The 23,476-nt window shown below is 60.8% G+C and carries 18 protein-coding genes and 1 tRNA gene; 10 read left to right on the top strand and 9 right to left on the bottom strand.

Translation table 11 applies throughout. The features are described 5' to 3' along the window. Positions 1-85: 85 nt before the first annotated feature. A complete protein-coding gene (locus ACO07W_RS09455; RefSeq protein ID WP_421845901.1) occupies positions 86-799 on the bottom strand; it encodes a ZIP family metal transporter in 714 nt (237 codons plus the stop codon). A 167-nt stretch (positions 800-966) separates the two neighbouring features. Here ACO07W_RS09455 and ACO07W_RS09450 point away from each other — a divergent pair, with 167 nt between their 5' ends. The 3 genes from ACO07W_RS09450 (at position 967) to pcp (ending at position 4,039) form a co-directional block, all read left to right on the top strand. Continuing rightward, on the top strand, positions 967-2,301 hold the full coding sequence (locus tag ACO07W_RS09450; protein WP_421845900.1) for an MFS transporter: 1,335 nt from the start codon (positions 967-969) through the stop codon (positions 2,299-2,301). A gap of 332 nt (positions 2,302-2,633) precedes the next feature. Next, positions 2,634-3,302: a flavodoxin family protein gene (locus ACO07W_RS09445; RefSeq protein WP_421842648.1), complete on the top strand. Its 669-nt coding sequence runs from the start codon at positions 2,634-2,636 to the stop codon at positions 3,300-3,302. Between the two features lie 68 nt (positions 3,303-3,370). Beyond that, entirely contained in the window at positions 3,371-4,039 is a 669-nt protein-coding gene (gene pcp, locus ACO07W_RS09440; protein ID WP_421842646.1) for a pyroglutamyl-peptidase I, read from the top strand. A 28-nt stretch (positions 4,040-4,067) separates the two neighbouring features. On the opposite strand, the gene ACO07W_RS09435 is transcribed toward pcp, so the two are convergent. The 4 genes from ACO07W_RS09435 to ACO07W_RS09420 all read right to left on the bottom strand — a co-directional run bounded on the left by ACO07W_RS09435 (position 4,068) and on the right by ACO07W_RS09420 (position 8,027). After that, the gene (locus ACO07W_RS09435; RefSeq protein ID WP_421842644.1) at positions 4,068-4,736 is read right to left on the bottom strand and encodes a sterol desaturase family protein; all 669 of its coding nucleotides are present in this window, start codon (positions 4,734-4,736) and stop codon (positions 4,068-4,070) included. Further along, positions 4,733-5,455, bottom strand: a complete 723-nt coding sequence (locus ACO07W_RS09430) for a FadR/GntR family transcriptional regulator (RefSeq protein ID WP_421842642.1) — start codon at positions 5,453-5,455, stop codon at positions 4,733-4,735. Before ACO07W_RS09430 ends, ACO07W_RS09435 begins: the two co-directional genes overlap by 4 nt. A 786-nt stretch (positions 5,456-6,241) precedes the next feature. Continuing rightward, entirely contained in the window at positions 6,242-7,063 is an 822-nt protein-coding gene (locus ACO07W_RS09425) for a hypothetical protein (protein ID WP_421842640.1), read from the bottom strand. 142 nt (positions 7,064-7,205) lie between these two features. Further along, complete coding sequence (locus ACO07W_RS09420; RefSeq protein WP_421842638.1) at positions 7,206-8,027, bottom strand: lytic polysaccharide monooxygenase; 822 nt, start codon at positions 8,025-8,027, stop codon at positions 7,206-7,208. A gap of 2,350 nt (positions 8,028-10,377) precedes the next feature. On the opposite strand from ACO07W_RS09420, the gene ACO07W_RS09415 reads away from it, so the two are divergent. After that, positions 10,378-11,394: a WXG100 family type VII secretion target gene (locus ACO07W_RS09415; RefSeq protein WP_421842636.1), complete on the top strand. Its 1,017-nt coding sequence runs from the start codon at positions 10,378-10,380 to the stop codon at positions 11,392-11,394. A gap of 917 nt (positions 11,395-12,311) precedes the next feature. Here ACO07W_RS09415 and ACO07W_RS09410 read toward each other — a convergent pair. Then, positions 12,312-12,911, bottom strand: coding sequence for a hypothetical protein (locus tag ACO07W_RS09410; RefSeq protein ID WP_421842634.1), 600 nt, complete (start codon positions 12,909-12,911; stop codon positions 12,312-12,314). Between ACO07W_RS09410 and ACO07W_RS09405 the strand changes: the two genes are divergently transcribed. Beyond that, positions 12,904-13,107, top strand: a complete 204-nt coding sequence (locus tag ACO07W_RS09405) for a hypothetical protein (RefSeq protein WP_421842632.1) — start codon at positions 12,904-12,906, stop codon at positions 13,105-13,107. The two genes, ACO07W_RS09410 and ACO07W_RS09405, sit on opposite strands and share 8 nt — an antisense overlap. A 31-nt stretch (positions 13,108-13,138) precedes the next feature. Here the strand turns inward: ACO07W_RS09405 and ACO07W_RS09400 are convergent, their stop codons facing one another. Next, the gene (locus tag ACO07W_RS09400) at positions 13,139-14,413 is read right to left on the bottom strand and encodes an IS256 family transposase (protein WP_421840071.1); all 1,275 of its coding nucleotides are present in this window, start codon (positions 14,411-14,413) and stop codon (positions 13,139-13,141) included. 467 nt (positions 14,414-14,880) lie between these two features. On the opposite strand from ACO07W_RS09400, the gene ACO07W_RS09395 reads away from it, so the two are divergent. Beyond that, the gene (locus ACO07W_RS09395; protein ID WP_421842630.1) at positions 14,881-15,039 is read left to right on the top strand and encodes a hypothetical protein; all 159 of its coding nucleotides are present in this window, start codon (positions 14,881-14,883) and stop codon (positions 15,037-15,039) included. A 63-nt stretch (positions 15,040-15,102) separates the two neighbouring features. On the opposite strand, the gene ACO07W_RS09390 is transcribed toward ACO07W_RS09395, so the two are convergent. Both ACO07W_RS09390 and ACO07W_RS09385 read right to left on the bottom strand, forming a co-directional pair. Next, positions 15,103-15,176 (bottom strand) — tRNA-Gly (locus tag ACO07W_RS09390). A 155-nt stretch (positions 15,177-15,331) separates the two neighbouring features. Further along, positions 15,332-16,252 carry an arsenic resistance protein gene (locus tag ACO07W_RS09385; protein WP_421845899.1) on the bottom strand — a complete coding sequence of 307 codons (921 nt, stop codon included), beginning with the start codon at positions 16,250-16,252 and terminating at the stop codon, positions 15,332-15,334. Between the two features lie 276 nt (positions 16,253-16,528). On the opposite strand from ACO07W_RS09385, the gene ACO07W_RS09380 reads away from it, so the two are divergent. The 4 genes from ACO07W_RS09380 to ACO07W_RS09365 all read left to right on the top strand — a co-directional run bounded on the left by ACO07W_RS09380 (position 16,529) and on the right by ACO07W_RS09365 (position 23,474). After that, positions 16,529-17,194, top strand: a complete 666-nt coding sequence (locus tag ACO07W_RS09380; protein ID WP_421845898.1) for a hypothetical protein — start codon at positions 16,529-16,531, stop codon at positions 17,192-17,194. Positions 17,195-17,304: 110 nt separating this feature from the next. After that, positions 17,305-17,877 carry a dCTP deaminase gene (gene dcd / locus ACO07W_RS09375; protein WP_421842628.1) on the top strand — a complete coding sequence of 191 codons (573 nt, stop codon included), beginning with the start codon at positions 17,305-17,307 and terminating at the stop codon, positions 17,875-17,877. Between the two features lie 217 nt (positions 17,878-18,094). Beyond that, the gene (locus ACO07W_RS09370) at positions 18,095-19,420 is read left to right on the top strand and encodes a UDP-glucose dehydrogenase family protein (RefSeq protein WP_421842626.1); all 1,326 of its coding nucleotides are present in this window, start codon (positions 18,095-18,097) and stop codon (positions 19,418-19,420) included. A gap of 388 nt (positions 19,421-19,808) precedes the next feature. After that, positions 19,809-23,474 carry a nitrate reductase subunit alpha gene (locus ACO07W_RS09365; RefSeq protein WP_421842624.1) on the top strand — a complete coding sequence of 1,222 codons (3,666 nt, stop codon included), beginning with the start codon at positions 19,809-19,811 and terminating at the stop codon, positions 23,472-23,474. The last annotated feature ends 2 nt before the right edge of the window (positions 23,475-23,476 follow it).

Genomic DNA, 23,476 nt, shown 5'->3' with positions numbered 1-23,476 from the left:
GCACATCTGCGCCCGCCGCAACCGGCCCTGCTAGGGGTGGGGCAGGCGGCCCAGACGAGTCGCGAAAGTTGTTTGGGCTGTGCGGCTACTCGAGTGCTTGCAAGCAGTACAACAGCAGAAAGCCCACAAAGAACATCACGGCCATCCAAGGTTGTTCCGGGATCTCGTGTGCTTCGACGAGAAGTTCTTCGACGACGAGCCAAAGGAGCGCCGCCGCCGCGAACGCGAGTACCAGAACGAGAGTGGTATTTCCCGCCCCAGCGAGGACAATTGCGCCCAGTACCGCTCCCGCTGCGGTGACCAGGCTTATGGCACCGGTGGTCAACGCGGCCCGGAGTTTGCCAACACCGGAGCTCACCGTAGCCAGGGCCACCGCCAGACCCAGGAAAAACACCTCGACGGTGAGTGCGATAGTGATGATTACCGCGGTGCGGGTTGCGATGGCGGCGCCAGTCGCGACAAGCAGTCCGTCGATGAAGAGGTCAATCGCGACGACAGTGAGGAACCCGATGGGCATCGCACCGGGGTGGCGACTTTCAGCGTGTTCAAGCCGCCGCAGACCGACGAGCAGAGCGACGCCCGCGCAGAATCCGACGACAATCAACCAAAGCGGCCCCCTGCCGCTCAGCTCCGGCAGCACCTCGCCCGCCACGGCAGCCATAACGACGCCTGCGGCGAAATGTTGCACGCCGCTGACAAGCGCCGGTGATGGCGTACGTATGACGATGAACGCGCCGCCGATAATCCCGGCGAGAACAGGGAAGGCGGCCAATGAGGCCGCCGTCGTCACGAGGCTGATGTGCACCTCCGGCTTCGATCAGATCGTCCCGCTCAGATGACGTGCTCTAAAGTACTCGGGCTCTGCTGGTCAAAAGCCGCGACGTGGCGGGTGTTGACGTCCGATCGCGGCGCAGCTTTTCATGCGGCAGGGTGGACCTGATGCGGCGCTACCTGTCAGCAGGAACGCTGCCTGTGGCGGACACCGTTGACCGATCGCTTGAGAAGGGCACTATCGGCAGGGTCATTGCCCGGATCATTCCGTTGCTGATGGCGTTGTATTTTGTCAATTACTTGGACCGCACCAACCTGGGCATCGCCAAGAACGGCATCAGCGAGCATTTGCAGCTGTCCTCGACGATGTTCGGTTTGGCGTCGGGCATCTTCTTCATTGGTTACGTGCTGGTCGAGATTCCGTCCAATCTTGCTCTGGACCGCTATGGCGCTCGCCGCTGGCTGGCACGCATCGCGGTTTCGTGGGGCATTGTGGCCGTAGCCGTTGGTTTTGCGACGAACGCGGCGACGTTGTTGGTACTGCGGTTTCTTCTCGGTGTGGCCGAGGCAGGCCTGTTCCCAGGGGTCATCTTCTACCTCGGCCGTTGGTTGCCGCGTGCCTATCAGGCCCGCGTCATCGCGCTGCTTATGATGGCCAGCCCTGTCGCGGCAGCGGCCGGCACGCCCGTGTCAGCGTGGTTGATTCACATTGGTGACGGAGTGGGCGGGCTAGCGGGCTGGCAGTTCATGATGATCTGTGTCGGGGCTCCCGCAGTGCTGCTCGGTGTGATCTGCTGGTTCTATCTGAGCGATACGCCAGGCGAGGCTAGATGGCTGCAGCCCGAGCAACGGCAGTGGCTCGTCGATGTGTTGGCAGCAGAGGAGCGCCAGGTCCGCGGTGGTGCCCATTTCCCGCTGCGCCGGGCGTTGTCCAGCTCACGGATTTGGGCGCTGGCGCTCGTGTACTTTGGGCTCGTCTACGGCCTTTACGCGCTAACGTTCTTCCTGCCGTCGATCATTTCCGGATTCAACAAGACTTTCCGGGTTGAGCTGTCGATCGTGCAGGTAGGACTGATCACCGCGATCCCCTACAGCTGTGCGGCGGTGGGGATGTACTTCTGGTCGCGTCACGCTGACCGTACGGGTGAGCATGTTTGGCACGTGGCGATCCCGACGTTCATTGGCGGGTTGGCTATTCCTGCCGCGCTGTACTTCAGCAGTCCGGCGCTGGTGATGGTACCGGTGGTAGTTACCGCGGTATCTGTGTTCAGTGCGATCCCCAGCTTCTGGGCGTTGCCGTCACGCTTCCTCACCGGCACCGCGGCAGCGGGAGCTATCGCGTTGATCAACTCGATCGGTAACCTCGGCGGCTTCGTCGCTCCCTACGTCACCGGCGCGCTCGAACAAGCCACAGGAGCCGACAGGGCAGGCATGTGGGTAGTTGGCGCCGTAATGTTGATGTCGGCTCTCGTGGTTGTCGCACTCCGTGCCACGCCCAGGCCGGATCGATTGACAGGTGTCGCGAACTGATGCGCCTGGCATCACTTGGGCAGGGTCCCGGGTGATCGGCTTCGCCGCAGTGCAATCCGCTGTCGGGTGAACGTCCCAGAGTCGGTGTGGCCCGCTTCGCGGGTACCGGACCCAGTGCGGGCACGGTGGTCATTCGGTTGCGCGCGGCTTGTCGACCGGCGCGGACGCCAAGGTTGGCTGACATGAGAAAGCGACCGCGCGAACCGAATCGTTTCGCCTAACTAACGCGCGCCCGCACACTACGCTCGAATCCGGGCATCCAGCGGCAATGCTTCAAAGATGCGGCCGGCGCCAGATTGGTTTTGGTACAAAAACTGAGCGGAGAAAAACGATTGTCCCTCAAAGCGCTTTTTCTTAACTGCACGTTGAAGAAATCACCCGCTGTCTCCAACACACAGGCTCTCATCGACGTAGTTGCTGGCCTCATGAAGCCGATGGGTGTGGAATGCGAGACGGTCCGCCTGGTTGACTACAACATCGCATACGGAATCGAGTCCGACATGGGCGATGGCGACGAATGGCCGGCGATCTACTCGAAGATAAAAGATGCTGACATTCTCGTCCCCTCAATGCCGATATGGATGGGGGTGCGGAGCTCGCCGTGCCAAGTGATGTGCGAACGACTTGACGGTTCCTATCGCGACCTGGATCCCGAGACCGGGCAATACCCGCTCTACGGCAAGGTCGTCGGGGTGATCGTGACAGGAAACGAGGATGGTGCACACAACTGTTGCGCCAACACGCTATATAACTTCACGCACTACGGTTGTACCGTCCCGCCTAACGCTGACTGCTACTGGGTCGGCGATGCTGGACCAGGGCCCAGTTACATCGAAGCCGGTCGGGGACACCTGTACACCAACCGCACGGCTCGCTTCCTTGCCAGTGGCACCGTGTGGATGGCCAACATGCTGAAAACTCACGGGCCGATTGGCACCAATCTGGTCGAGCTCACGGCTGAGGCCCAGAAGGTGAGTACCGATACAGCTCCGGCCGGCTGAATTCGGAACGTGGTGCGGGCCTGTCGCGATGTGATGAAAGAACGAGCGCACAGATTGGGAGGATCGACATGTCTGACGTGCTGGTTACTGGGTTCGGTCCATACGGCGTGACACCCACCAACCCGGCGCAGCTCACTGCTGAGGCGTTGGATGGCTCGACGATAGCCGGCGCAACGGTGGTGTCACGAATCGTCCCAGGAGCGTACTTCGAGTCAATTGCCGCGGCGCGACAGGCGATTGCCGAGGTTTGTCCGGATTTGGTGATCATGCTGGGGGAATACCCGGGTCGCAGCATGCTTACCGTTGAGCGGATAGCGCAGAACATTAACGATTGCGGACGCTACGGTCTCGCTGACACCGCGGGCAAGGTATTGGTCGGTGAGCCAACGGATCCGGTTGGACCGGTTGCCTACCACGCAACGGTTCCGGTTCACACGATGGTGCTGGCGATGCGCAAAGCCGGTGTGCCGGCTGATGTCTCGGATGCTGCGGGCACGTTCGTGTGCAATCACCTCATGTATGGGGTACTGCACCACCTCGCCCAGAAAGGCCTGCCCATCCGCGCCGGCTGGATTCATCTGCCATGCCTGCCAAGTGTGGCGGCGTTGGAGCACAACCTTGGTGCCCCGAGCATGTCGGTCGACACCGCGGTCGCCGGGGTGACCGCGGGTATCGAAGCTGCCATTAGCCAGCCCTCCGATACCCGCGAACCGGTGCTGTCGCGGCTACAGATCTAATTCGGCCCGATCTTTGTCGGTCGGCTGTTCACACTTGGGCGGTGTGAAGGTGTTTCGCGGTTGGTGAAGTAGGCACGGTCGCAGGGTCGGGATACGTGCACAGCGCTCGGTCGGCCGTTCCGGAGCTGGTGACGGTGAACCAGTAGTGCTCGTTTTTGAAATGGTGCAGCCGGTGGTTGCGGTAGATCGCCCGGTAAGCGCGGGTTTTTGGCTTGTAGTCGGTGTGGATGAGGTAGTGACTCCACTCGTAGACCAAGCCGAGGAAGGTGAGGAATACGAGGAAGGTGAGACCGAGACCGAGCCGTGGGAACCCGACCAGTGCAACCGCTATGGCTCCCGCCAGCACCCATAACAGCGCCTGCCACGGAATGAATATTTGCGGCACGCTGCGGGGAGCGATGTGGTGTTCGCGGTGCTTTCGAGCCAGGAGCGAGTCGATGGTTAGCCGCCCGAGGTGCCGTGGGCGCCAGTGCAGGATGAAAACGTGGATCATCCATTCAAAAAACGGGAAAACGGCAATCATCGCCACAGGCACCAGCGCGTCGGTGTATTGCCAGTCGCCCTCCGCGACTCGCGCGGCTACTGAGCCGACGAATGTGACGGCGATCAGCCATGGCGAAGGGTACTTCCAGAAGTCACGCCATGCATCCGACAGGTCAAAGGCCTTTCGCGTGGTACGAGTCGTCGGGCCGTTCATTGGGCATCCTCCAAGGAATCGAGTGCGGCGTTTAGCGCCGCAGTCGCGGGTTCGAGTAGGTCCAACGCGGCCCGTTTTGCGCCGTGGGTGTCGCCGGCCGAGATCGCGTCCGCGACCTTTCGGTACGCCTCCGGGCGACCGACTTCCGCGGCCATGACGGCCGCGAGTGCGGGGATCGCGGGGTCATAGGTGGCGCGAAGGGTGTTGTACATCAGCCGGAATGCGATCGAATCCGCACCGTCGACGACATGGTCCCAGAAGGTCAGCGCGTGAAGCTGCCGCTTGACCGGGTCTTGTTCGGATTCCAGCAGCTGCACCGCTTTGCTGAGCAACGCGGGCAAGTCTGGCCCGCGTCGCTGCGCAGCCAGTTCGGCGACCTTTGGTCCATTGTGTAGACGTGCTTCGAGGATGCTTCGCGCCACATCGATGTCGAGTTCTCCGGCCTGCAGCAGCAGGTGAGGGAGCAGATCGAGCCCGGCGTGCCGGCGGAAGTCGCGCACGGTGGTGGCGTCACCCTGGCGAACTTCGACAAGACCGGCGGCCGAAACCCGCTTGAGTGCTTCGCGCACCGCCGGACGTGACACCCCGAGCACCTCGGCAAGCCGGCGCTCGCTTGGCAGTGTCTGGCCGGGTTGCATGTCCCCGCTGATTACCTCGGAGAGGATCTGGTCAAAAACATCTTCGGGTACTGATCTGCGGTTCACCGGTTGCAGGGCCATAGCTTGAGAATGTCAATCTTCCGGACAGACGTCAAGTGGTAAGACCAATCTAAATCCTGGTGCCGTTCACCGGAAAGCAAAGTGAAGTGCGAGTCAAAGGCTTTCCGCCACCATGTGTTGAGCACAGCAGCCATTGCTGTGACCTCGGCGCGCCGGGTATCGACGGGTTGTTGCCCTATGTCGCCGGCACCAAATAGCCACAGATGCTCGCGGCCGACATCGGTGTATGCCTGAGTTGAGGCGAAAGCATGGGTGGCGGAATGCGTCATGGTCGGTGCGGAGGTTGCTTACCCCGATCGCGACGGCGCGCAGGCTCGGTGGTGGGTTTGGTTTCGGAAGCCGAGGGGCGCCAGGGTCGGCGGCTGCCGGTAGCGCCTTGGGACGCAAAGCAAGCCGACGAGCCCCTGATCTTGTGGGCGCTCCTGGTCTTGTAGTGGTAGCAGCTGGACATTTTTGAGTTCCTTTGAAGATTTGTGAGGTGTGGAGAATCTTGGAGGTGATCGGTTTTGGCCAGCTGGCCTTGGTCGATCTGGTTAGCGTCTGCTGGCCGAATTACTTGTGTGAGTAAGAAGTGGTCTTGTCTGACGGTTGTTGGAGTTCCAATCGGCGGCGCGGCCACGTTGCGACGTCGCTACCACTGTTGTCCGATAGTTGCCTAGCAGCCAACGAATTTCGGCCCTATCGCCGCCGTCGTGGGCCGGGTAGCGCGAGATTGCGCAAAATACCCGGCCCACGAGCGACCCACCAGCTCGGAATGGCGTGTGGGCCCCGCAGCGATAGGTTCGATCAGGCGGTTGAGCCGCTGATCTGGATGCTGGCCAGCGGGCCGCCGCCGGCGTTGAGCGGGGCGTTATTGGCCGGCTTGCTGGTGCCGTCCTTCGGGACGCACTGCGTTGGTGCCCATTGTTTGATTCCGAAGAACTTGGCGCTGGCCAAAGAGGTGTAGTAGTTCTGGGCGTTGTCGGTCAGGGCGGCGTCGCCGGCGACACGGACGTGTGGCTCGATCACGCCGCTATCGCCTGCTGTCACCTTGACATCGACGGCGGGGAGCTGGAAGGTCGTGGCGCCGTTATCACCATTTTTGGTTTTCGGTACGACGATTCCACCGTCGGAGTTCTTTGACGATGTGGGGCTGTTGGCGATCACTTCATTGTTGCCCGACAGGCGCAGAATGGTGCCTTGAGGATCGACGTTGCCGGCGGTGTTGATCCGCAAGACGTTTGGTGCGACGCCCGAAAGTCCCGCTCCGGTGCCGGCGACAACGGTGGCCTCGTCAAAGGTTGTGTTAGCGGGGATTTCGAAGTCGAACTTCAGCCGGGAAACCTGAACGGTGGTTGCGCCAGAATCGGTGTCGGGGTAGCTCGCGGGTCCGGGTTGGATGCGGTAGGTGAACTGTTGTCCCGGGGTGACGCTCGCTGGACCGGTGACGATGACCGATGCCGATACGGGTTTGTATATGGCGCCGATCACACTGCCGGCCACGCACGCATTGTTGTAGCTCGTTGTCTCAGCGGCGGCAACCGAATTACTGAGTAGCATCAGCCCGGTCGCTGTTAGCGATGTGAACGCGGCTGGGCCGACGGCGCGCCGAATTGTTGACATTTTCATCTTTTCTCCTTTGGGGTGTTTTTGTAAATGCGGACGCAATTTCGCACCCTCGCGGTGGTGCCTGTCGCAACACCGACGACTATCTATATTGATGTGGCTTTGCCCATGACATCCCCGCCGCGGCTAGGTCAATTCGCTGCGGTCAGGACCGGACCAATTTCCAGAGTGCGGGTGTATTGGGTGGGGTCCAGTTCGGAGCGTGGACTGTGTGGGCCTGCCGGCATTCGTACGTCCTGCCTTTGTAGGTGACCCGGTCGCCGATCGCATAGGTTGCGCCGAGAGCCCACGGCCTTACCCCGCCGGGTGTGGTGGGCGGTGGGTTTGTTGTGGTGGGCGGTGGATTTGTTGTGGTGGGCGGTGGATTTGTTGTAGTGGGTGGTGGGTTTGTTGTGGTGGGTGGTGGGTTTGTTGTGGTGGGTGGTGGGTTTGTTGTGGTGGTCGGAGGGGTGCCCCCGCCAATCTGCAGGTCAACGCATGAGTAGAACGCATTGGGGGTATCGCCGATATTCCAAATGGCCAGGAGTTTCTGTCGACCACTGAATCCGCTCAGATTCACCTGATGAGTGAGTGTCGAACTGGGGATTTGGTTATTGCCGTTGACGACAGCAACCCGCGTATTGCCTATGTAGTATTCCCAATTAGCAGTCCTGTGCAGTGCGGTATTAGTCCAGGTGAACGAAACGTTATTGCCAACTGGCGTTACTCGCCACGGCTTACTGTCGTCGTTGAGATCGGCGAACTGTGGCAGGCCGCCGTTGCAGTTGCGCTGGCCCTGACGGCCCTCCACACTCTGCGGTTCGTACTTGATGGCGCCGCAGTCGACGATGCGTTGTGCGCACTGGGCCTGACGACTTGGCGGCGACGAGACATAGCCGTGTGCGTTGGCCTTGGCCATCGGCAACGCGAAGAAAAGGCACGGGGCTAATGCGGTTGCGCTGATGATAGATATGACAGGGTCTTTCACTCTGGAATCACCTTCCCCAGATCAATGCGATTGGCTTGTGAATAAGGCTGGTCTTGTTTTGGGCCTGCGATCTCTAAAAATTGTCATCGGGGAGTGTGTCGGTGGTGATAGTGGGGGTGTTTGTGCTCGGGAACTTGTTGATGGTAGAAGTGCTCTGGGGAATGATCCAATCTGACAGCGGGTCCTGGGGATTGGCCTGGTATGAACCCGGGTATCTGATCTGCATCCATTGGTTAATTGGATGGTCTGTCTGAAGAATCTTTGATCCGGCGATAAGAGTTCCGGAGACCGTGCAGACACCTTCGTCACGGAAAGCGGCCTTCATGGGAATCCATCTTGGATGCATTTCAGAGCAGATCTGACTGGCGGTTATTCTGCTGTCGGCATGGGCCATAGGGGCAACCGCGACCGCAACGGCGGTTTGTCCTAGAATCATCAATAAAGCAGAACGTCTAAGTTGAAGTAACCGAAATTTAGATGCTATTTTGCGCACGCAGAAATCCTTCCTTTGAGATTTTGCTCATGCATTACATGCGGCGAGGCATTAACCTCATGTAATGGGGCCAAAACCCCGTCCCGCCTTTTCTGAGAAATTCTCAGAATCAAACGTGTATAACGCGCGAGGTCAAGCCCCGCCCGGCCTCTGACTAGTTAAATGTTAAACACTAGATGCCGTTTCAATAGAGGAGACTGTAATCCTTCTGTGATACGAATGGAATAGTGCGTCGCCAAGATTTTCCCCCTAATGTTGCTACGCTGCTCCGTGAGAATCTGGCCGCCGGATAGATTTTCATCATGCATTGAGATCTCCTCTCATCAACGCGGCTAGCTGGTCTTATCCCGGTCTGAAGCCCGCTCGTGCGTAGCGCAATGCGAAAACTGAGTCGCGTACTGAGATTTTTGGCGCGCCGGGGGCTCTGTGGTCTCTACTCGGGTTGTCGCAATGACGGCGTTGGTGGCGTCACGGCGGGGCGTTCCTGCGGTCGGCTGTTACGCGGGGAAGCCGCTGGTAGACAGGTGTCATCGGCTGTGTTGGGATCATGTCGTCATCGCGCATGACAAGCGCGGCGGCGCTTATGCAGGCCGGCATGTCGCGAGAGCTGCTGCTGAATTTGTAACGCGACCGTCTGCACGGGGGAGTTCTTCGTAGGCATCGAAGATCTGACGGGCGGACTCGATCAACTTCGGCTTTACCGAGGTCCCCGGAGATCTCGGGCTGTCTTGTGTGGGGCATGTCATGTCCTGGTGATGCATCGGGGAAGGCGGGTCCCGACGGCGGATTTGTCCAGGTATTCGAAGCCCGCTGCGGGCGAGAACGGCAGCATGTATTGGCCAGTCCGGACGTCGCGGTAGAGACGCGAGATATGCTGCTGGTCCCTGGCGTCGATGACGACGGTCATGGCGTCACTGAGGATGTCGCCAATGTGGCTGGAACCGCGGCGCGCTCGGAACGGCGAAATTGGTTGTGCCCGTTGCGCTTAGCGTTCCCGGATTCGACAGTGAGATCTCGGGGGGGGGGCTTCGGTAATGCCCAAGAATGTTCTGTAGAGCAGGGCGGCATCTACGACGACGGTCATGGCGGACGCGCTCGACGATTGGCTGCAGAGGCGTACCGCCTGACAAGTGCAAGAGACGCAAGGCAGTCCTTGAGGGCGGTGTTGCCTATTGCCGGACGCCCCGCATGCCGAGCGGATCAGGGGATCACAGTTACTTGTGCCAGGTGCCAGGTTCGGGCGATTCGCCACACGTGACGAAACGGGTCTACCACACCCCCCGTGGGTTCCTGCACCAGGTCACGAAGCCTCTCCGCGTCGGTGTGAGGCGCACGAGTGCAATGGGTTGCTTCGGACATCCCTTGGCGGACTTCCCAATAGCTGGTCGTGTGCATCGTGATCTCGATCGTGGTCGACGGACAGCCCGCGCAATGCGGTTCAGGGCTGAGGCCAGGGCCACGGCTGAGGACACGCCAAGTTGCCGCACTGAGTCGGGGCAGATGCAAGCGTGAACCTGGCTCATTCAGAACCGCGAAATCGTGGTAGCCGATGGAGGCGTCGCGGTCATGCAGACCTGTTGTCTTCGCAAAAGCTTCGGCAATCTGGACGAGCTCGGCGCCGGCTTCGGTCGCTAGCGGTCTCGATGGTGTGGCGTGTGTGAAGTTCTGCTCAGGTATCTGCGTGGCATGTCTGATAGGGGATGGCCGGAACGGGACTGCATCACATCGAGCAGGGGTCATTTCATGCATATTTCTGATCTATTCGATCGAGAATTCATTTTCTGTTTAGGCGCGGGGAAGAAGCTCTTCACGCTTGACGAAGCCAACGTCGAATAGAAAGAGATGCCAGGTTCTATTGTGGGCGCTAAAAGTTCAGCTTTAAAAGAATTGTTGGGTGGCGTAAGTTTCTCCGCGGGAACCGTGGCTGGCGGTTTGATCGGTTACGAAATCGGAAATCAAGCCGACGGGCAATCTGGTGCGCAAACCGGCGAGTCGTTGGGTGCCATGATTGGAGGCACGGCAGCTGGAATTGCCGCAATCGCCTTGACGGGACAATATCGTGGTGTTTTGGGAACCTTTGGCCATATGGGTGAAATATTGGGTGAAATGGGAACTGGCTATTTAACTGGCAGTGAGCATTTTCAGAGGATAGGAGACCTGGCTGGCTACGGTGTTGGTTCGGGATTGGGGAAAGGGATCGAATCTTATTTAGGCGCCAGGGCGAACAAGCGCAAGTCTGCATCTGCGTCGAAACCGGATGGACAACGACCCGGATCGCCTACCTTGAAACCGGATGAACAACGACCCGGATCGTCCCGTCCTGGAGTGCGCCGTCGGCGGCTGCGCGATTTGGGCTCGGGTGACCAAGCGGGCAGGCTCGAAGAAATTAACCCGCTTGAAGAGGAGTCTTTGTCTGTTGAAGTTGAAGAGGAATCTCGCTCGAACGTAACAGTGCTCGACCTTGAGCAAGAACTAGCAACAGTCGCGTCTGTGCCGCCGCAGCCAAAAACTATAGAAGTTTTTGCAGAAGTCCATTGTGAACATTCGGCTGCAAGCGGGGATCTAGGTGCTGGTGGGTCGGGGGTGATAGTCAACGACCCTGACGAGGTTGTGCAGGCGGCCCAGCAGATGCGCCGCGTGAGCGGCAGCCTGCGCGATAGTCAGCGGGAGGCTGAAGCCCTCCAAGGCGCGATCCAAGAAGACGGGTCTGGGGAAACCAACACAGCCTTCTCGCAACGTTTGCAAGGCGTCATCACGCGAAGTCGGCGCCTTTCAGATGTACTTGAAATTGCGATTGACAATATCTGTAACGGATCAGAAGGCCTCGCGGTTACGGAACGGCAAATGACGGAAAGATTGGTGAATTCAATATAGCTCCGGGGGGGGGTTTGCGCGTATTTCCGCGTTTATGAATCCGTCGAATTCTTATGGATATTTACGGGAAATGGCCTGCAAGAAATCGCTCGAAAGATAAATGCTTCGGACAAATTGCCTATATCACTACTGTTGATTTCGGATCGGATTATTCGTTGAGTTGCGACGGTGTGTAAAAATTGCATGGCCGCGCACGCCGGCTTAGTGTTGGCGTGTCCCGGCAATCGCCGGCGATGAAGATTGATAACCGTCGTTAAATACAGTTGAAAATACAGCTTGTGTCCGCACTCTGTGGGTCTATCAGGGGTTCGGTGTAAAAGGTGCTCCCTAGCTTCGGTAGAGGTCCAGCATTTTTCCCCGGTGATCCGTCAGATTGCCGGTGTGAGCGGGTTCTTTGATTGGTTGGGTTCGGCTTCTCGGTAGTGGTCGACGAAAGTGATCGTGAAGGCGTTTAGGTGCTGGTTTTCAACGGATCGTCCGCCGCGTTTGTCCGGTCTCGGTTAGGTCCAGTGGTTGGGTGGCCAAAGCGCAAGTGTTTCAAGCGGTTTGCTCAGCGGGAGATGGCCGCGCGCACGCCACATCGGTATTTGGCTGATCCTCCGTGGCCTTCCCTGGCTTACGTGCCCAGCGCGTCAGGATGGCCAGCTACATCCACCCCGTTAGGACCATGCGCCCGGCGGGGCCGGCATAGCCGTCGCGGATTTTGACGTCCAAACCGTCGATGAACACTGCGGCGTAGATGCTGTCCAGCGGCCGGGTGCGCCGACCGTGTATCTCCCTATGACTCGCTCGGTGATCCGGTTGGCCCTCGCCCCTTTAGATACTCCAAACCCTATAGATGTCGGCGAATCCGGCTCTGGTCTCCCCGGTGGTCAATCGATGGGCATGCAACGACAACACTGCGTTGTGGACATCAGTCAGGCAACGTTGGCCTCCGTCACCGGATCAACCGGAATAACTTGCCGCTCCCACTCCGCATGGAAGTCCGGTTCCAACAACAGGGGCCGCAGTATGGTTTCTAATGTGTCGGGGGCCAGCGCGAATTGGCACCGGAGTTGCCCAACGCACGATTGTGCGGCATCGCTCCACTTGACAACTCGACGAGCGCCCCCGCGCCAGTATCGCGAGGCCATCGCGTGAACGCGCGTAAGGCGTGCGCGAACTGCGGGGCGTAGGGATATGAGTTGGTGGTGTGCTGGTCGCGGGCGAGAGTGATCAGGCGTCAACTTCTCGATCTCCCTTGGCTCATCGATCGCCTGGGGGGAGTCGGCGTACGGAGGGGCCACGGTGGGCGCATGTCGCAGCGCGTCGGCGGACAGGGGGAGCGCGCGGGGCCACCGCTGCGGGAGCAGCGTTGCCTGCACATTGGCGCGGACCGGGCGATCGACCTCCGGCGGATCTGCGTACGTGGGTCCGTGCCCGAAGTGGTTGTCGACGGTGCGCGTGCGGGTAGGGCTTGCGGTGTGGGTCCGTATATCGCGCGCGGCGAGGTGCTCATGTCGCAAGAGCATGAGCATTGTCCGAGGATTTACAGCGGCGGCGTTGGATCGAGTTGACGACGAACCGAAGTCGGCTGCCGACATGCTGCGTTTGTTGCGGTGGCTGGGGCGTGAAGTTCCGCGGTCGCAGTTCTATCACCTGATTGCTCGTGTCCCGGCTCGCATGTACCTGCAACGCGACGGCCGACGAGGTGGCGTCTTAGGACTGGTGTAAAAACGCTGGGCGCATGTTCCTGGTGGTCATGTTACGCGGCGGTGGTGTCGGTCGTGGTTGTTGTGGTGGGGGGATGCAGTGGGCGGGGTGGCTCGAGCAGTTGGTGGCGTAGTTCTTGGAGGTGGCGGCTGGTCGCTGATGTTTGGGTGACTCCGCGCCAGCCGCGGCTGGCGCGGTCGAGGACGGCCCATACCAGCGACAGACAGCTGGTTTCGCCGGGTAGGCGGCCGATGACCTTGACCCGGCGACGGGATTCTCCGAAGGTGCGTTCGATGAGGTTGGAATGGCGGATGCGTGTCCAGTGTTGGCGGGGGAAGCGCAAATGCACGCTCAGCGAGGCGAAGTCGTTGGCCAGGCAAGCGACCGCGGCTGGGTAGAGCCCGCGGTATGTGGTGGTGAACTCCTCGGCGCGGCGGGTGGCTTCATCCACGGCCTGCTGGCCGGGTGGCTGGTCAATGTCATCGAAGATCGACCAGAACGCGGCTTTGATCTCGTCCTGGACCGCGACAGGTGTCTTGGCGATGACGTTACGGCAGCGATGGATCAGACACCGCTGACGCAGGCTTGCCGGAAACGTGGTCTCCCATGCGGCGATCAGGCCCGGCGCCCCGTCGGAGATGCCCAGTAGCGGCGGGCGTAGTCCCCGGTTCCTCAGGTCAGCCAAGAAGTCGGCCCACGCATCAGCCGACTCCGCTGCGGCTGGGGCCAGCCCAATAAACAGGGGCTTGCCGTCGGTGCAGATGCCCCAGGCGGCCAGCACCGGCTCGGCCGGGGCGTTGGGATGCATCCGAAAGTTCGAGGCATCCAAGAACAGGTAGTCCAACACCAGCTCATCAAGGCGTCGAGACGACCACGCAGCGAACTCGTCTTTGATGGCCGCACAAATCCGGCTCACCGTCGAGCGCGACAACGCCGCCTGCGAGCCCAGCACCTCGGCCAACGCGGCCTCGATGTCGCGATCCGACAAACCGCGCACCCATCCCGAAATCACCAACGCCTCCAGAGCGTGGGTGCGCGTCACCCCGGCACCGAATAGCCGCGAACAGAACCGCTCGTCGGTGTCGCGTAGTTTCGGGCGGCATAATTCGACCGAGCCCATCGTGGTCTTCACCGTCGCCGGCGGTTGATACCCATTGCGGTACCCGCCCGGGCCGTCCTGAACCCGACGCTGGTGACGGGCTCGGCCCAACACTGCTTCTACCTCGGCCTCCACGGCGACCTGAAACACCAGACGCACCGATAACCGCCCGACCTCCTCCAAAATCTCGGTCAACGGCCGCTCGGTCGCGGCGAACAACTGATCCATCTCAACACGCACACGCTCAATCGGCGATACTCGCTTGGTCACGGGCGTAGCCCCTCCTTCATAGCTTTCGTCGGTTGCGACGGAACCTACGCCCGTGACCATTTACACCAGCGATGAGACGCGACCTGTGGGTGTCTTGTAACGCCACAAGATTAGTAATGCGGCGACCACTGCCACGACCGAGGTTACGCCGATCGCGCCGACCCATACCCGCGTCGGATGAGTCATCATTTGGTGGGCTTTGCAGCCATCAGGTTGGACTTCAACGCTACGAGAACAGGCGCAGCGCCGCCGCTTACTACATCCACGATGCCTCCGTCGCTAACCGCAGGGCGACGATCGGAGCTGGGACAGTCCGCATTGCTTGCTACGGGTTTGCTCACCGGGGCGCGGTCATAATTGGCCCTCTGGATAGATTAGAAAGTCACAGCAGAGCCTGTGTCGGCGGGGGCACCGACTATGACTATGTGAGCGTCCTGCAGCGGTGGATATCGCCGAACGGCGCGCAGGCGGGTCTCGATGGCGGGCCTGATGCCACACCTAAACGCGCCAGCGGGGAGACCTTCGGCATGGGCGACCCCCGTGGCCGAGGTCAAGACGATATTCCCGATTGGCACTGGCTGTGACACTCACGTGATGTTGAGGCCGATTTTCGAATGCTTCGAACAGTATTTTCGCCCTGCCGGATGTGGAGCCGATGACGGGAATCGAACCCGCGTATTCAGCTTGGGAAGCTGATGTTCTGCCATTGAACTACATCGGCGCGGTTGCCCGGAAAGGCTAGCATCCGTGCCGAGATACGGTCGTCGGAACTGGGTTCGTCACCGGGTTGCCACGAATGTGTGGGCAGGTTCTTCGAATGGCCCCGGTGCTGAGGCCGGACGCATATTTGTGCTGTTTTGCGTGAGCTTCGGCCGGCTATCCGGGGGTTAGTCGGGGGACGATGTGCACATAGGCGACCATGCCGACGAGCTCGACGAGGGTCTGGGTGACCACGATAACCGGTGTGATGTCATACGTTTGGGGCAAAGCCAGCGCAAGAGGCAGCACAACCAGAGAGTTTCGGGTGGCGCCGCTGAAAATGAGCGCCCGGGCGCGGCCTGCGTCCAGCCGGAATAGCTTGGCGGTGGCGAGGCCCAGCAGCGCCATGACGAGTAGGAATGCCGCATAGAGCGGAACGACGCACACGACCTGGTCGGTTTGTTCGCGGACCTTGGGGAATTCGCTGGCCACCACGACAAACAGGGTGGCGGTCATCAGGGGCACCATCGCGCTGTTCATCACCGCGGCGATCTTCTGGCCGGTGCGGCGGCGGGAAGCAAGTGATTCGGTAGCCCACGCCAGCGCCAGCGGCAGCACGATCAGGACGAGGAATGCCTCCACGAACGGGCCCACTTCCACGACATCCGCCAATTCGGATCCGACGAACAGCCACAGCAGCAGGGGTAGTGCCAGCATCTGGGCCAGCATCAGCACTGGTGCGGTGGCAAGCAGGCGTTGTTGATCGCCGCCGGCCAGGCCGCAGAACACAATGACGTAGTCGACGCAAGGGGTAAGCAGGGTCAGCAGCACTCCCAGCAAAACCGCTTGTGGCAGCGACACCATAGCGGTGAGTGCTGCCACCGCCAGGGGGACAACGGCGAAGTTCAGCAACAGCACCGCTGCGAGGAATCTCGTATCCCCGGCGACAGCTGTCAGTCGGGTGAAGGGCACCTGCAGGAAAGCCGCGTAGAGCAACGTGCCCAGCACGGGGTAGATGGTGGCGGCCCAGGTCGGTCCGGCTGCGGGCCAGGCCAGTCCTGCCGCTGCGCCGGCGGCCAGCCCGGCGAGATAGATCATGATCTGGCGCTGTTCGAGCCACTGCGTGACATTTACGGGCAACCCAGTGTCCCTCCCTGTGTCGGCAGCGTCTGATCATCCTCTCACCAGCGGCGAAGCCGCGTACTTGCCGGTCCTCTGGGTTTCCTCGGCATGGAACCCGGTATCGATGTATGCCTGGTCAAGTGTCGCCGTGGGTGATGCCTAACCTCGTTTATCCATTCACTTCGACCTACATGACCACGAATTATGAACTCCACATTTATTATTTCGTTATCATGTCGTAATATGCCTGCCGTGGGTGCGCATACATTAACCAGGAAGCGTCGAAAAGGGTCGCCTCTCCTGGTCATCATCGTCGCTGCCACAGCCGTATTGTTCACCGCAGGTGGCGATATCCAACCATTCAGTGGCCGCGACGATTCCGATTCCGTTATTGGTGACATGGACCCCTGCTGCGTGGAGCTCGTGGCGACATCACCGATCGCGTTCCGCCCGGACATGTCCATGAACGCCGCGGCTAGGAGTTCGGCAGCCCGGTTCGCCGCCGCGTCGCGGTGGCGTGTAGCCGCTCGATCTCGATTTCTGCCGGCCGGGGTCGCACCAGAGCGGGGATTGCAGGTCCGAACCATCTTGGCCGCTCGCAGCATCAGCGCAAGGTTCCCGGAGATTCACGAGATAGGCGGTGTTCGGGCCGATCCGCTGAGATGGCATCCCAACGGTTTGGCTCTCGATGTGATGATTCCCAACCCTGGTACTGCGCACGGCATCGCGCTGGGAGACGCGGTTGTCGCATTCGTGTTGAAGAACGCGGCTCGATTCGGGATGCAAGATGCAATTTGGCGTGGCACCTACTACACGCCGACGAGTGCTCGGCAATCGGGGGCCGGTCACTACGACCACGTCCACGTCACAACCACCGGAGGCGGATACCCCACCGGCAGAGAAGTCTACCTGCGCTAAGTGGGCAGTTACCCGGGTCGCGCAGCCGGTGACACAAACCCGATGCCGTTCGCGGCTATCAAGGCGGCTGCCCCGACGGCCCGACAGTCTGCGGCAGATACGCTCGATGGGTGCTGCTCTCCGATCGCGACCTCAGGGCCGAAATCGCTGCCGGGCGGGTGGGCATCGATCCATTCGACGACTCCCTGGTCCAACCGTCCAGTGTCGACGTCCGTCTTGATGGTTTGTTCCGGGTGTTCAACAACACCCGATACACGCACATCGATCCCGCGCAGCAGCAGGATGAACTAACCAGCCTGGTCGAGCCAGCAGCCGGGGACCCGTTTGTGTTGCACCCAGGCGAGTTTGCGCTCGGCTCGACGCTGGAGCTCTTCAGTCTGCCTGACGACCTTGCGGGACGGCTGGAAGGTAAGTCATCTCTGGGTCGGCTGGGATTGCTCACCCACTCCACCGCAGGTTTCATCGATCCCGGTTTTAGCGGCCACATAACCCTGGAGCTGTCCAATGTCGCCAATCTGCCGATCGCGCTGTGGCCGGGGATGAAAATAGGTCAGCTGTGCATCCTGCGACTGAGCAGCCCGTCGCAGTACCCATACGGGAGTTCGGGAGTGGGGTCGAAATACCAGGGTCAGCGAGGCCCGACGCCGTCGCGTTCGTACCGGAACTTCATGAGGTCCACGTAGTATAGGCGCGCGGGTTCGCTAGGTCCTTCGCTGCTGCTGGGTTCGCGCTGTTGTCGGTTGGCTGGGGCGTCGTCCCAGCCAGGGGTGGCAGCGGCCGGCGATGGTGCGATACAGCCGGTGGTTGCACGGTTTTCGCCGGTTAGCTGTCACTTGCCGTTTGCTTGCTGCTCAGTGTTTCGATGCAGTTCGCTCATCGCGGCAGCCTACACACGGTGTTATGCGTTGTACGGTCTTCGGCACTGGTTACCTGGGAGCCACCCACGCCGTAGGAATGGCGGAGTTGGGACACGAAGTGATCGGGGTCGACATCGATCCGGGCAAGGTCGCCAAGCTCGCCGGTGGCGACATTCCCTTCTACGAGCCCGGCCTACGAAAGTTGTTGACTGCCAACCTTGCCGCAGGACGACTGCGCTTCACTACTGACTACGACATGGCGGCCGAATTCGCTGACGTGCATTTCCTGGGGGTGGGCACGCCGCAAAAGAAGGGTGAGTACGGGGCCGATTTGCGCCATGTCCATGCTGTCATCGACACGCTGGTGCCGAGGCTCACAAGGGCGGCTGTCCTCGTTGGAAAGTCCACGGTCCCGGTGGGCACCGCAGCCGAGCTGGGACAGCGGGCCGCCGCGCTGGCCCCCCCGGGGGTCGACGTCGAAATCGCGTGGAATCCGGAGTTCTTGCGTGAGGGATTCGCCGTGCACGACACGTTGAATCCAGATCGGATTGTTCTTGGGGTGCAAGAGGGATCAGTGCGGGCCGAGCAGGCAACTCGCGAACTTTACGGTCCGTTGGTGGACAAAGGCGTGCCGTTCCTGGTTACGGATTTGCAGACTGCCGAGTTGGTCAAGGTGTCGGCGAACGCCTTTCTGGCGACCAAGATTTCGTTCATAAACGCAATCTCTGAGGTGTGTGAGGCGGCTGGCGCCGACGTCAGCCTGTTGGCCGACGCGCTTGGATTCGACCCACGCATCGGACGTCAATGTCTGAATGCAGGCTTGGGTTTCGGCGGTGGCTGTCTGCCGAAAGACATCCGCGCCTTCATGGCCCGGGCCGGGGAGCTAGGAGCCAATCAAGCTCTGACGTTCCTGCGTGAAGTGGACAGTATCAACATGCGCCGACGCACCAAGATGGTCGAATTGGCCACCGCGGCTTGCGGTGGTTCGTTATTGGGCGCCAACATTGCCGTGCTCGGTGCGGCGTTCAAGCCAGAATCCGACGATGTGCGCGATTCCCCTGCGCTGAATGTCGCCGGCCAGTTGCAGCTCAATGGTGCCACGGTAAACGTCTATGACCCGAAAGCCCTGGACAACGCCAATCGGCTTTTCCCAACCCTGAACTACGCGGTGTCGGTAGCCGAGGCCAGCGAGCGTGCGGACGCGGTGTTGGTCCTTACCGAGTGGCAGGAGTTCATCGACCTCGATCCCGACGGCTTAGCGGACCGAGTGCGGGCCCGCGTCATTGTCGACGGGCGCAACTGTCTTGATGTCGCGCGCTGGCAGCGGGCCGGGTGGCAAGTATTCCGGCTCGGCGTGCGACGGCCCTAGCAAATCGTCGACAACACCATGCGGCGATAGCTGAGCGCGGGTTCGTTGGTTACTTGTTGAACAACGCGCGGCCGCACTCCCGAGCCCGTGAGTGCGGGCTTGTGTCGACGCGCCAAACATGTGTTAACGGCAAGAAAAAAGCTGAATTCGAGGCTGTGACGCTGGTTCGGTACGTGGTCGCGACGCCTGGCCAATGGCGCCTGCGAGCAGCGCGTTTCGGGGCGATGGATGCCGTACAGCGGGCGGAATGCGCAGCCAATGTGACTATGGTGTTAAAGCGAGCGCACAACCGCCGGTGGGGGCTCGTGCGTATTTTTTGATCAGCCAAAAAACTCCCTTACCCTTCGGTGAACTACCGCGAGATGGCCATTATTCAAGAGGAGCCGCCATGGTCGATCTGAACCAGAATCGCCCAAGCGCTGCCGACGCCCTCCTTGGATTGAGCAAATATTTTCATCGCGGCGAGTTCTCCCCGGATCACCATGCGCTGCACAAGATCGGTGGCCGGTCGGCAGACGGCTTCTACCGGGACCGCTGGGCGCACGACAAGGTGGTCCGCTCGACGCACGGCGTTAACTGCACCGGATCATGTTCGTGGAAAATCTACGTCAAAGACGGGGTCATCACCTGGGAGTCCCAGCAGACCGACTACCCGTCCGTCGGCGCCGACAAACCGGAGTATGAACCCCGCGGCTGCCCCCGCGGTGCTTCCTTCTCGTGGTACACGTATTCGCCCGCGCGGGTGCGTTATCCGTACATTCGTGGAGTTCTCCTGGAGTACTACCGCGCCGCCAAAGAGCGACTCAACGATCCGGTGCTGGCCTGGGCCGACATCGTTGATGACCCGGTGAAGTCCCGTCGCTACAAGGCCGCACGCGGAAAGGGCGGTTTTGTTCGCGCCGAGTGGTGGGAGGCTGCTGAGATCGCCGCCGCGGCGCACGTGTACACAATTATGCGCTACGGACCTGATCGGGTCGCCGGTTTCTCACCGATACCAGCGATGTCGATGGTCAGTCATGCTGTTGGCGCCCGATTCATTTCTCTGCTCGGCGGGTCAATGCTGTCGTTTTACGACTGGTATGCCGATCTCCCGGTGGCCTCGCCGCAGGTGTTCGGCGACCAGACCGACGTGCCAGAGTCCGCCGACTGGTTCGATGCCGGGTATTTGATCATGTGGGGCTCCAATGTGCCGGTAACTCGGACGCCCGATGCCCACTACATGACTGAGGCGCGCTATCGGGGCCAGAAAGTGGTCGTGGTCTCACCCGACTACGCTGACAACACCAAGTTCGCTGACGAATGGCTGCCCGCGCGGCCAGGAACCGACGGCGCGCTGGCGATGTGCATGGGGCATGTCATTCTCAGGGAGTTCTTCGTCGAGCGGGCCACGCCCTACTTCTCAGACTATGTGAAACGGTTTACCGACCTGCCTTTTCTGGTGACACTGGTGGAGCGGGACGGTGACTGGCTGCCCGGAAAATTCATCACCGCAGCCGATCTTGGCGACACCGGTGAAGGCAGCTCGTCGAAGACGGTGCTCCTCGATTCGGACGGCAACGCCGTGGTGCCCAACGGGTCTCTCGGGCACCGGTTCACAGCATCCGGTGAGGGCAAGTGGAATCTAGACCTGGAGGGCACGGACCCGCTGCTCACGCTGTATGGCACCGACTGTGATGTGACTGCGGTGAAGCTGCCCCGGTTCGACAGCGATAGTCCCGGGGTGCTGACACGTGGCGTGCCAACCAAAATTGTTGCTGGACAGCGGGTCACGACGGTGTTCGACTTATTGCTTGCGCAATACGGTGTGTACCGCGAAGGGCTTCCCGGCGATTGGCCTGCGGGCTATGACGACGCGACACAGCCGTATACGCCGTCTTGGCAGGAGCCGATCACTGGCGTTCCGGCAGCCGCGGCCGCACGAGTCGCACGTGAATTTGCCGATAATGCAGAGCGATCGGGCGGTCGGTCGATGATTTTGATGGGGGCCGGTACCAACCACTGGTTCCATTCCGATCAGATCTATCGCTCGTTCCTCACCCTGCTCATGCTGACTGGGTGTCAGGGCGTGAACGGGGGTGGCTGGGCGCACTATGTCGGCCAGGAGAAGTGTCGGCCGATCACAGGCTGGTCGACGCTGGCTTTCGGTCTGGACTGGCAGCGGCCGCCGCGGCAGATGCAAGGCACCGTGTTCTGGTATCTGGCGACCGACCAGTGGCGCTATGACCGGTTCAGCTCGGACGTCATGGCGTCGCCGTTGGCCCAGGGCCGGTTTGCGGGCCGAACGGTGGCCGACGACATCGCGTTGGCCAGTCGGCTTGGCTGGATGCCGAGTTACCCAACGTTCAATCGCAATCCGTTGGATCTGGCCGATGAGGCCGAGCGGCTCGGCAAGGATGCTTCGGCGCACGTCGTGGACGGATTGAAGTCCGGGCATCTTGGGTTCGCTTGTGAGGACCCAGACGCGCCGGAGAATTTTCCGCGCTGCTTGACGGTGTGGCGGTCGAATCTGCTCGGCTCGTCAGCGAAGGGCAACGAATACTTCCTCAAGCACCTGCTAGGCACCGACTCCAACGTCGCCGCGCGCGACGAGGATGCCGTACGCCCGCAGGAGGTGCGTTGGCGTGACGAGGCGCCGGTTGGAAAACTGGACCTACTGTTGTCGCTGGACTTCCGGAATACCAGCACCACGCTGTTTTCCGACATTGTGCTGCCGGCCGCTACCTGGTACGAAAAGCATGATCTGTCCAGTACTGACATGCACCCGTTCGTACACGCCTTCTCGCCGGCTATCTCGCCTCCATGGGAGACCAAGACCGACTTCGAGGCGTTCCACCGGATTGCACGCGGATTCTCTTGGCTCGCCGAAAAACACCTCGGCAAGCGTCGAGACATCATCGCGGTGCCGCTGCAGCACGACAGTGCTGACGCAACCGCACAGCCCGGCGGACGGGTGCTGGACTGGAAAGCGGGCGACTGCGAGCCCATTCCCGGAAAGACGATGCCACGGATTGTTGTCGCGGAGCGCGACTATCCGGCGGTCGCCGAAAAGATGGCAGCGCTTGGGCCGATGGTGGAGAGTGTCGGCCTCACGACCAAAGGTGTGACGACCCATCCTGACGCGGAGGTCGAATATCTGCGCGGGGTCAACGGCGCGGTGGTGAGTGGTCTGGCAGTCGGGCGCCCGTCGCTAGCCAAGGACATTCATGCCGCCGAGGCCATCCTTGCGTTGTCGGGCACCACGAACGGCCGACTTGCCGTCGAGGGTTTTGAGGCGTTGCAGCGGCGCACCGGGATTGAGCTCGCCGACCTTGCCAAGGAGAACGAAGGACGGCGGATCAGTTTCGCTGATACGCAGTCCCGGCCGGTGGCGGTGAACACCTCGCCAGAATGGTCCGGGTCGGAGACCGGGGGGCGTCGATACGCGCCTTTCACGATCAACACGGAACGACTCAAGCCGTGGCATACGCTGACGGGGCGGCAGCACCTGTACCTCGATCACGACTGGATGAGCGAGCTGGGGGAACAGTTGCCGATCTTCCGTCCACCGCTGGACATGACAGCGTTGTTCGACGAGCCGGCCGTCGGAGACAACAACGCAGGGGTCACGGTGCGATATTTGACCCCGCACTCCAAGTGGTCCATTCATTCGGCATATCAAGACAATCTGTACATGCTCACGCTTTCCCGTGGGGGGCAGTCAATTTGGATGTCAGACGTGGATGCGGCAAAGATTGGCGTTAAGGATAACGACTGGATCGAATGCACGAATCGCAACGGTGTGGTCAACGCGCGAGCGATCGTCAGCCACCGGATGCCTGAAGGTCTGGTCTTCATGTACCACGCCCAAGATAAGGCGGTGGACGTGCCGCGCACCGAGAAGACCGGGAAACGTGGTGGTATCCACAATGCGCTGACCCGGATCATGATCAAGCCTTCGCATCTGATCGGGGGCTATGCTCAGCAGTCCTTCGCGCTGAACTACCACGGGCCCACCGGAAATCAGCGTGACGAGGTCACCACGATCAGGCGACGTTCGCAAGAGGTGGAGTACTGATT

The sequence above is a fragment of the Mycobacterium sp. genome (assembly GCF_965230835.1).
Taxonomy (GTDB): Bacteria; Actinomycetota; Actinomycetes; order Mycobacteriales; family Mycobacteriaceae; genus Mycobacterium.
This window is presented reverse-complemented; position numbering and strand designations above follow the sequence as displayed.

Bases quoted from the DNA above. Each gene is read 5' to 3' on its own strand.
- pcp (WP_421842646.1), top strand. From the start codon at position 3,371: ATGTCTGACGTGCTGGTTACTGGGTTCGGTCCATACGGCGTGACACCC.
- ACO07W_RS09435 (WP_421842644.1), bottom strand. From the start codon at position 4,736: ATGAACGGCCCGACGACTCGTACCACGCGAAAGGCCTTTGACCTGTCG.
- ACO07W_RS09430 (WP_421842642.1), bottom strand. From the start codon at position 5,455: ATGGCCCTGCAACCGGTGAACCGCAGATCAGTACCCGAAGATGTTTTT.
- ACO07W_RS09425 (WP_421842640.1), bottom strand. From the start codon at position 7,063: ATGAAAATGTCAACAATTCGGCGCGCCGTCGGCCCAGCCGCGTTCACA.
- ACO07W_RS09405 (WP_421842632.1), top strand. From the start codon at position 12,904: ATGAGCATTGTCCGAGGATTTACAGCGGCGGCGTTGGATCGAGTTGAC.
- ACO07W_RS09410 (WP_421842634.1), bottom strand. From the start codon at position 12,911: ATGCTCATGCTCTTGCGACATGAGCACCTCGCCGCGCGCGATATACGG.
- ACO07W_RS09400 (WP_421840071.1), bottom strand. From the start codon at position 14,413: ATGGATCAGTTGTTCGCCGCGACCGAGCGGCCGTTGACCGAGATTTTG.
- ACO07W_RS09385 (WP_421845899.1), bottom strand. From the start codon at position 16,252: ATGATCTATCTCGCCGGGCTGGCCGCCGGCGCAGCGGCAGGACTGGCC.
- ACO07W_RS09370 (WP_421842626.1), top strand. From the start codon at position 18,095: ATGCGTTGTACGGTCTTCGGCACTGGTTACCTGGGAGCCACCCACGCC.
- ACO07W_RS09365 (WP_421842624.1), top strand. From the start codon at position 19,809: ATGGTCGATCTGAACCAGAATCGCCCAAGCGCTGCCGACGCCCTCCTT.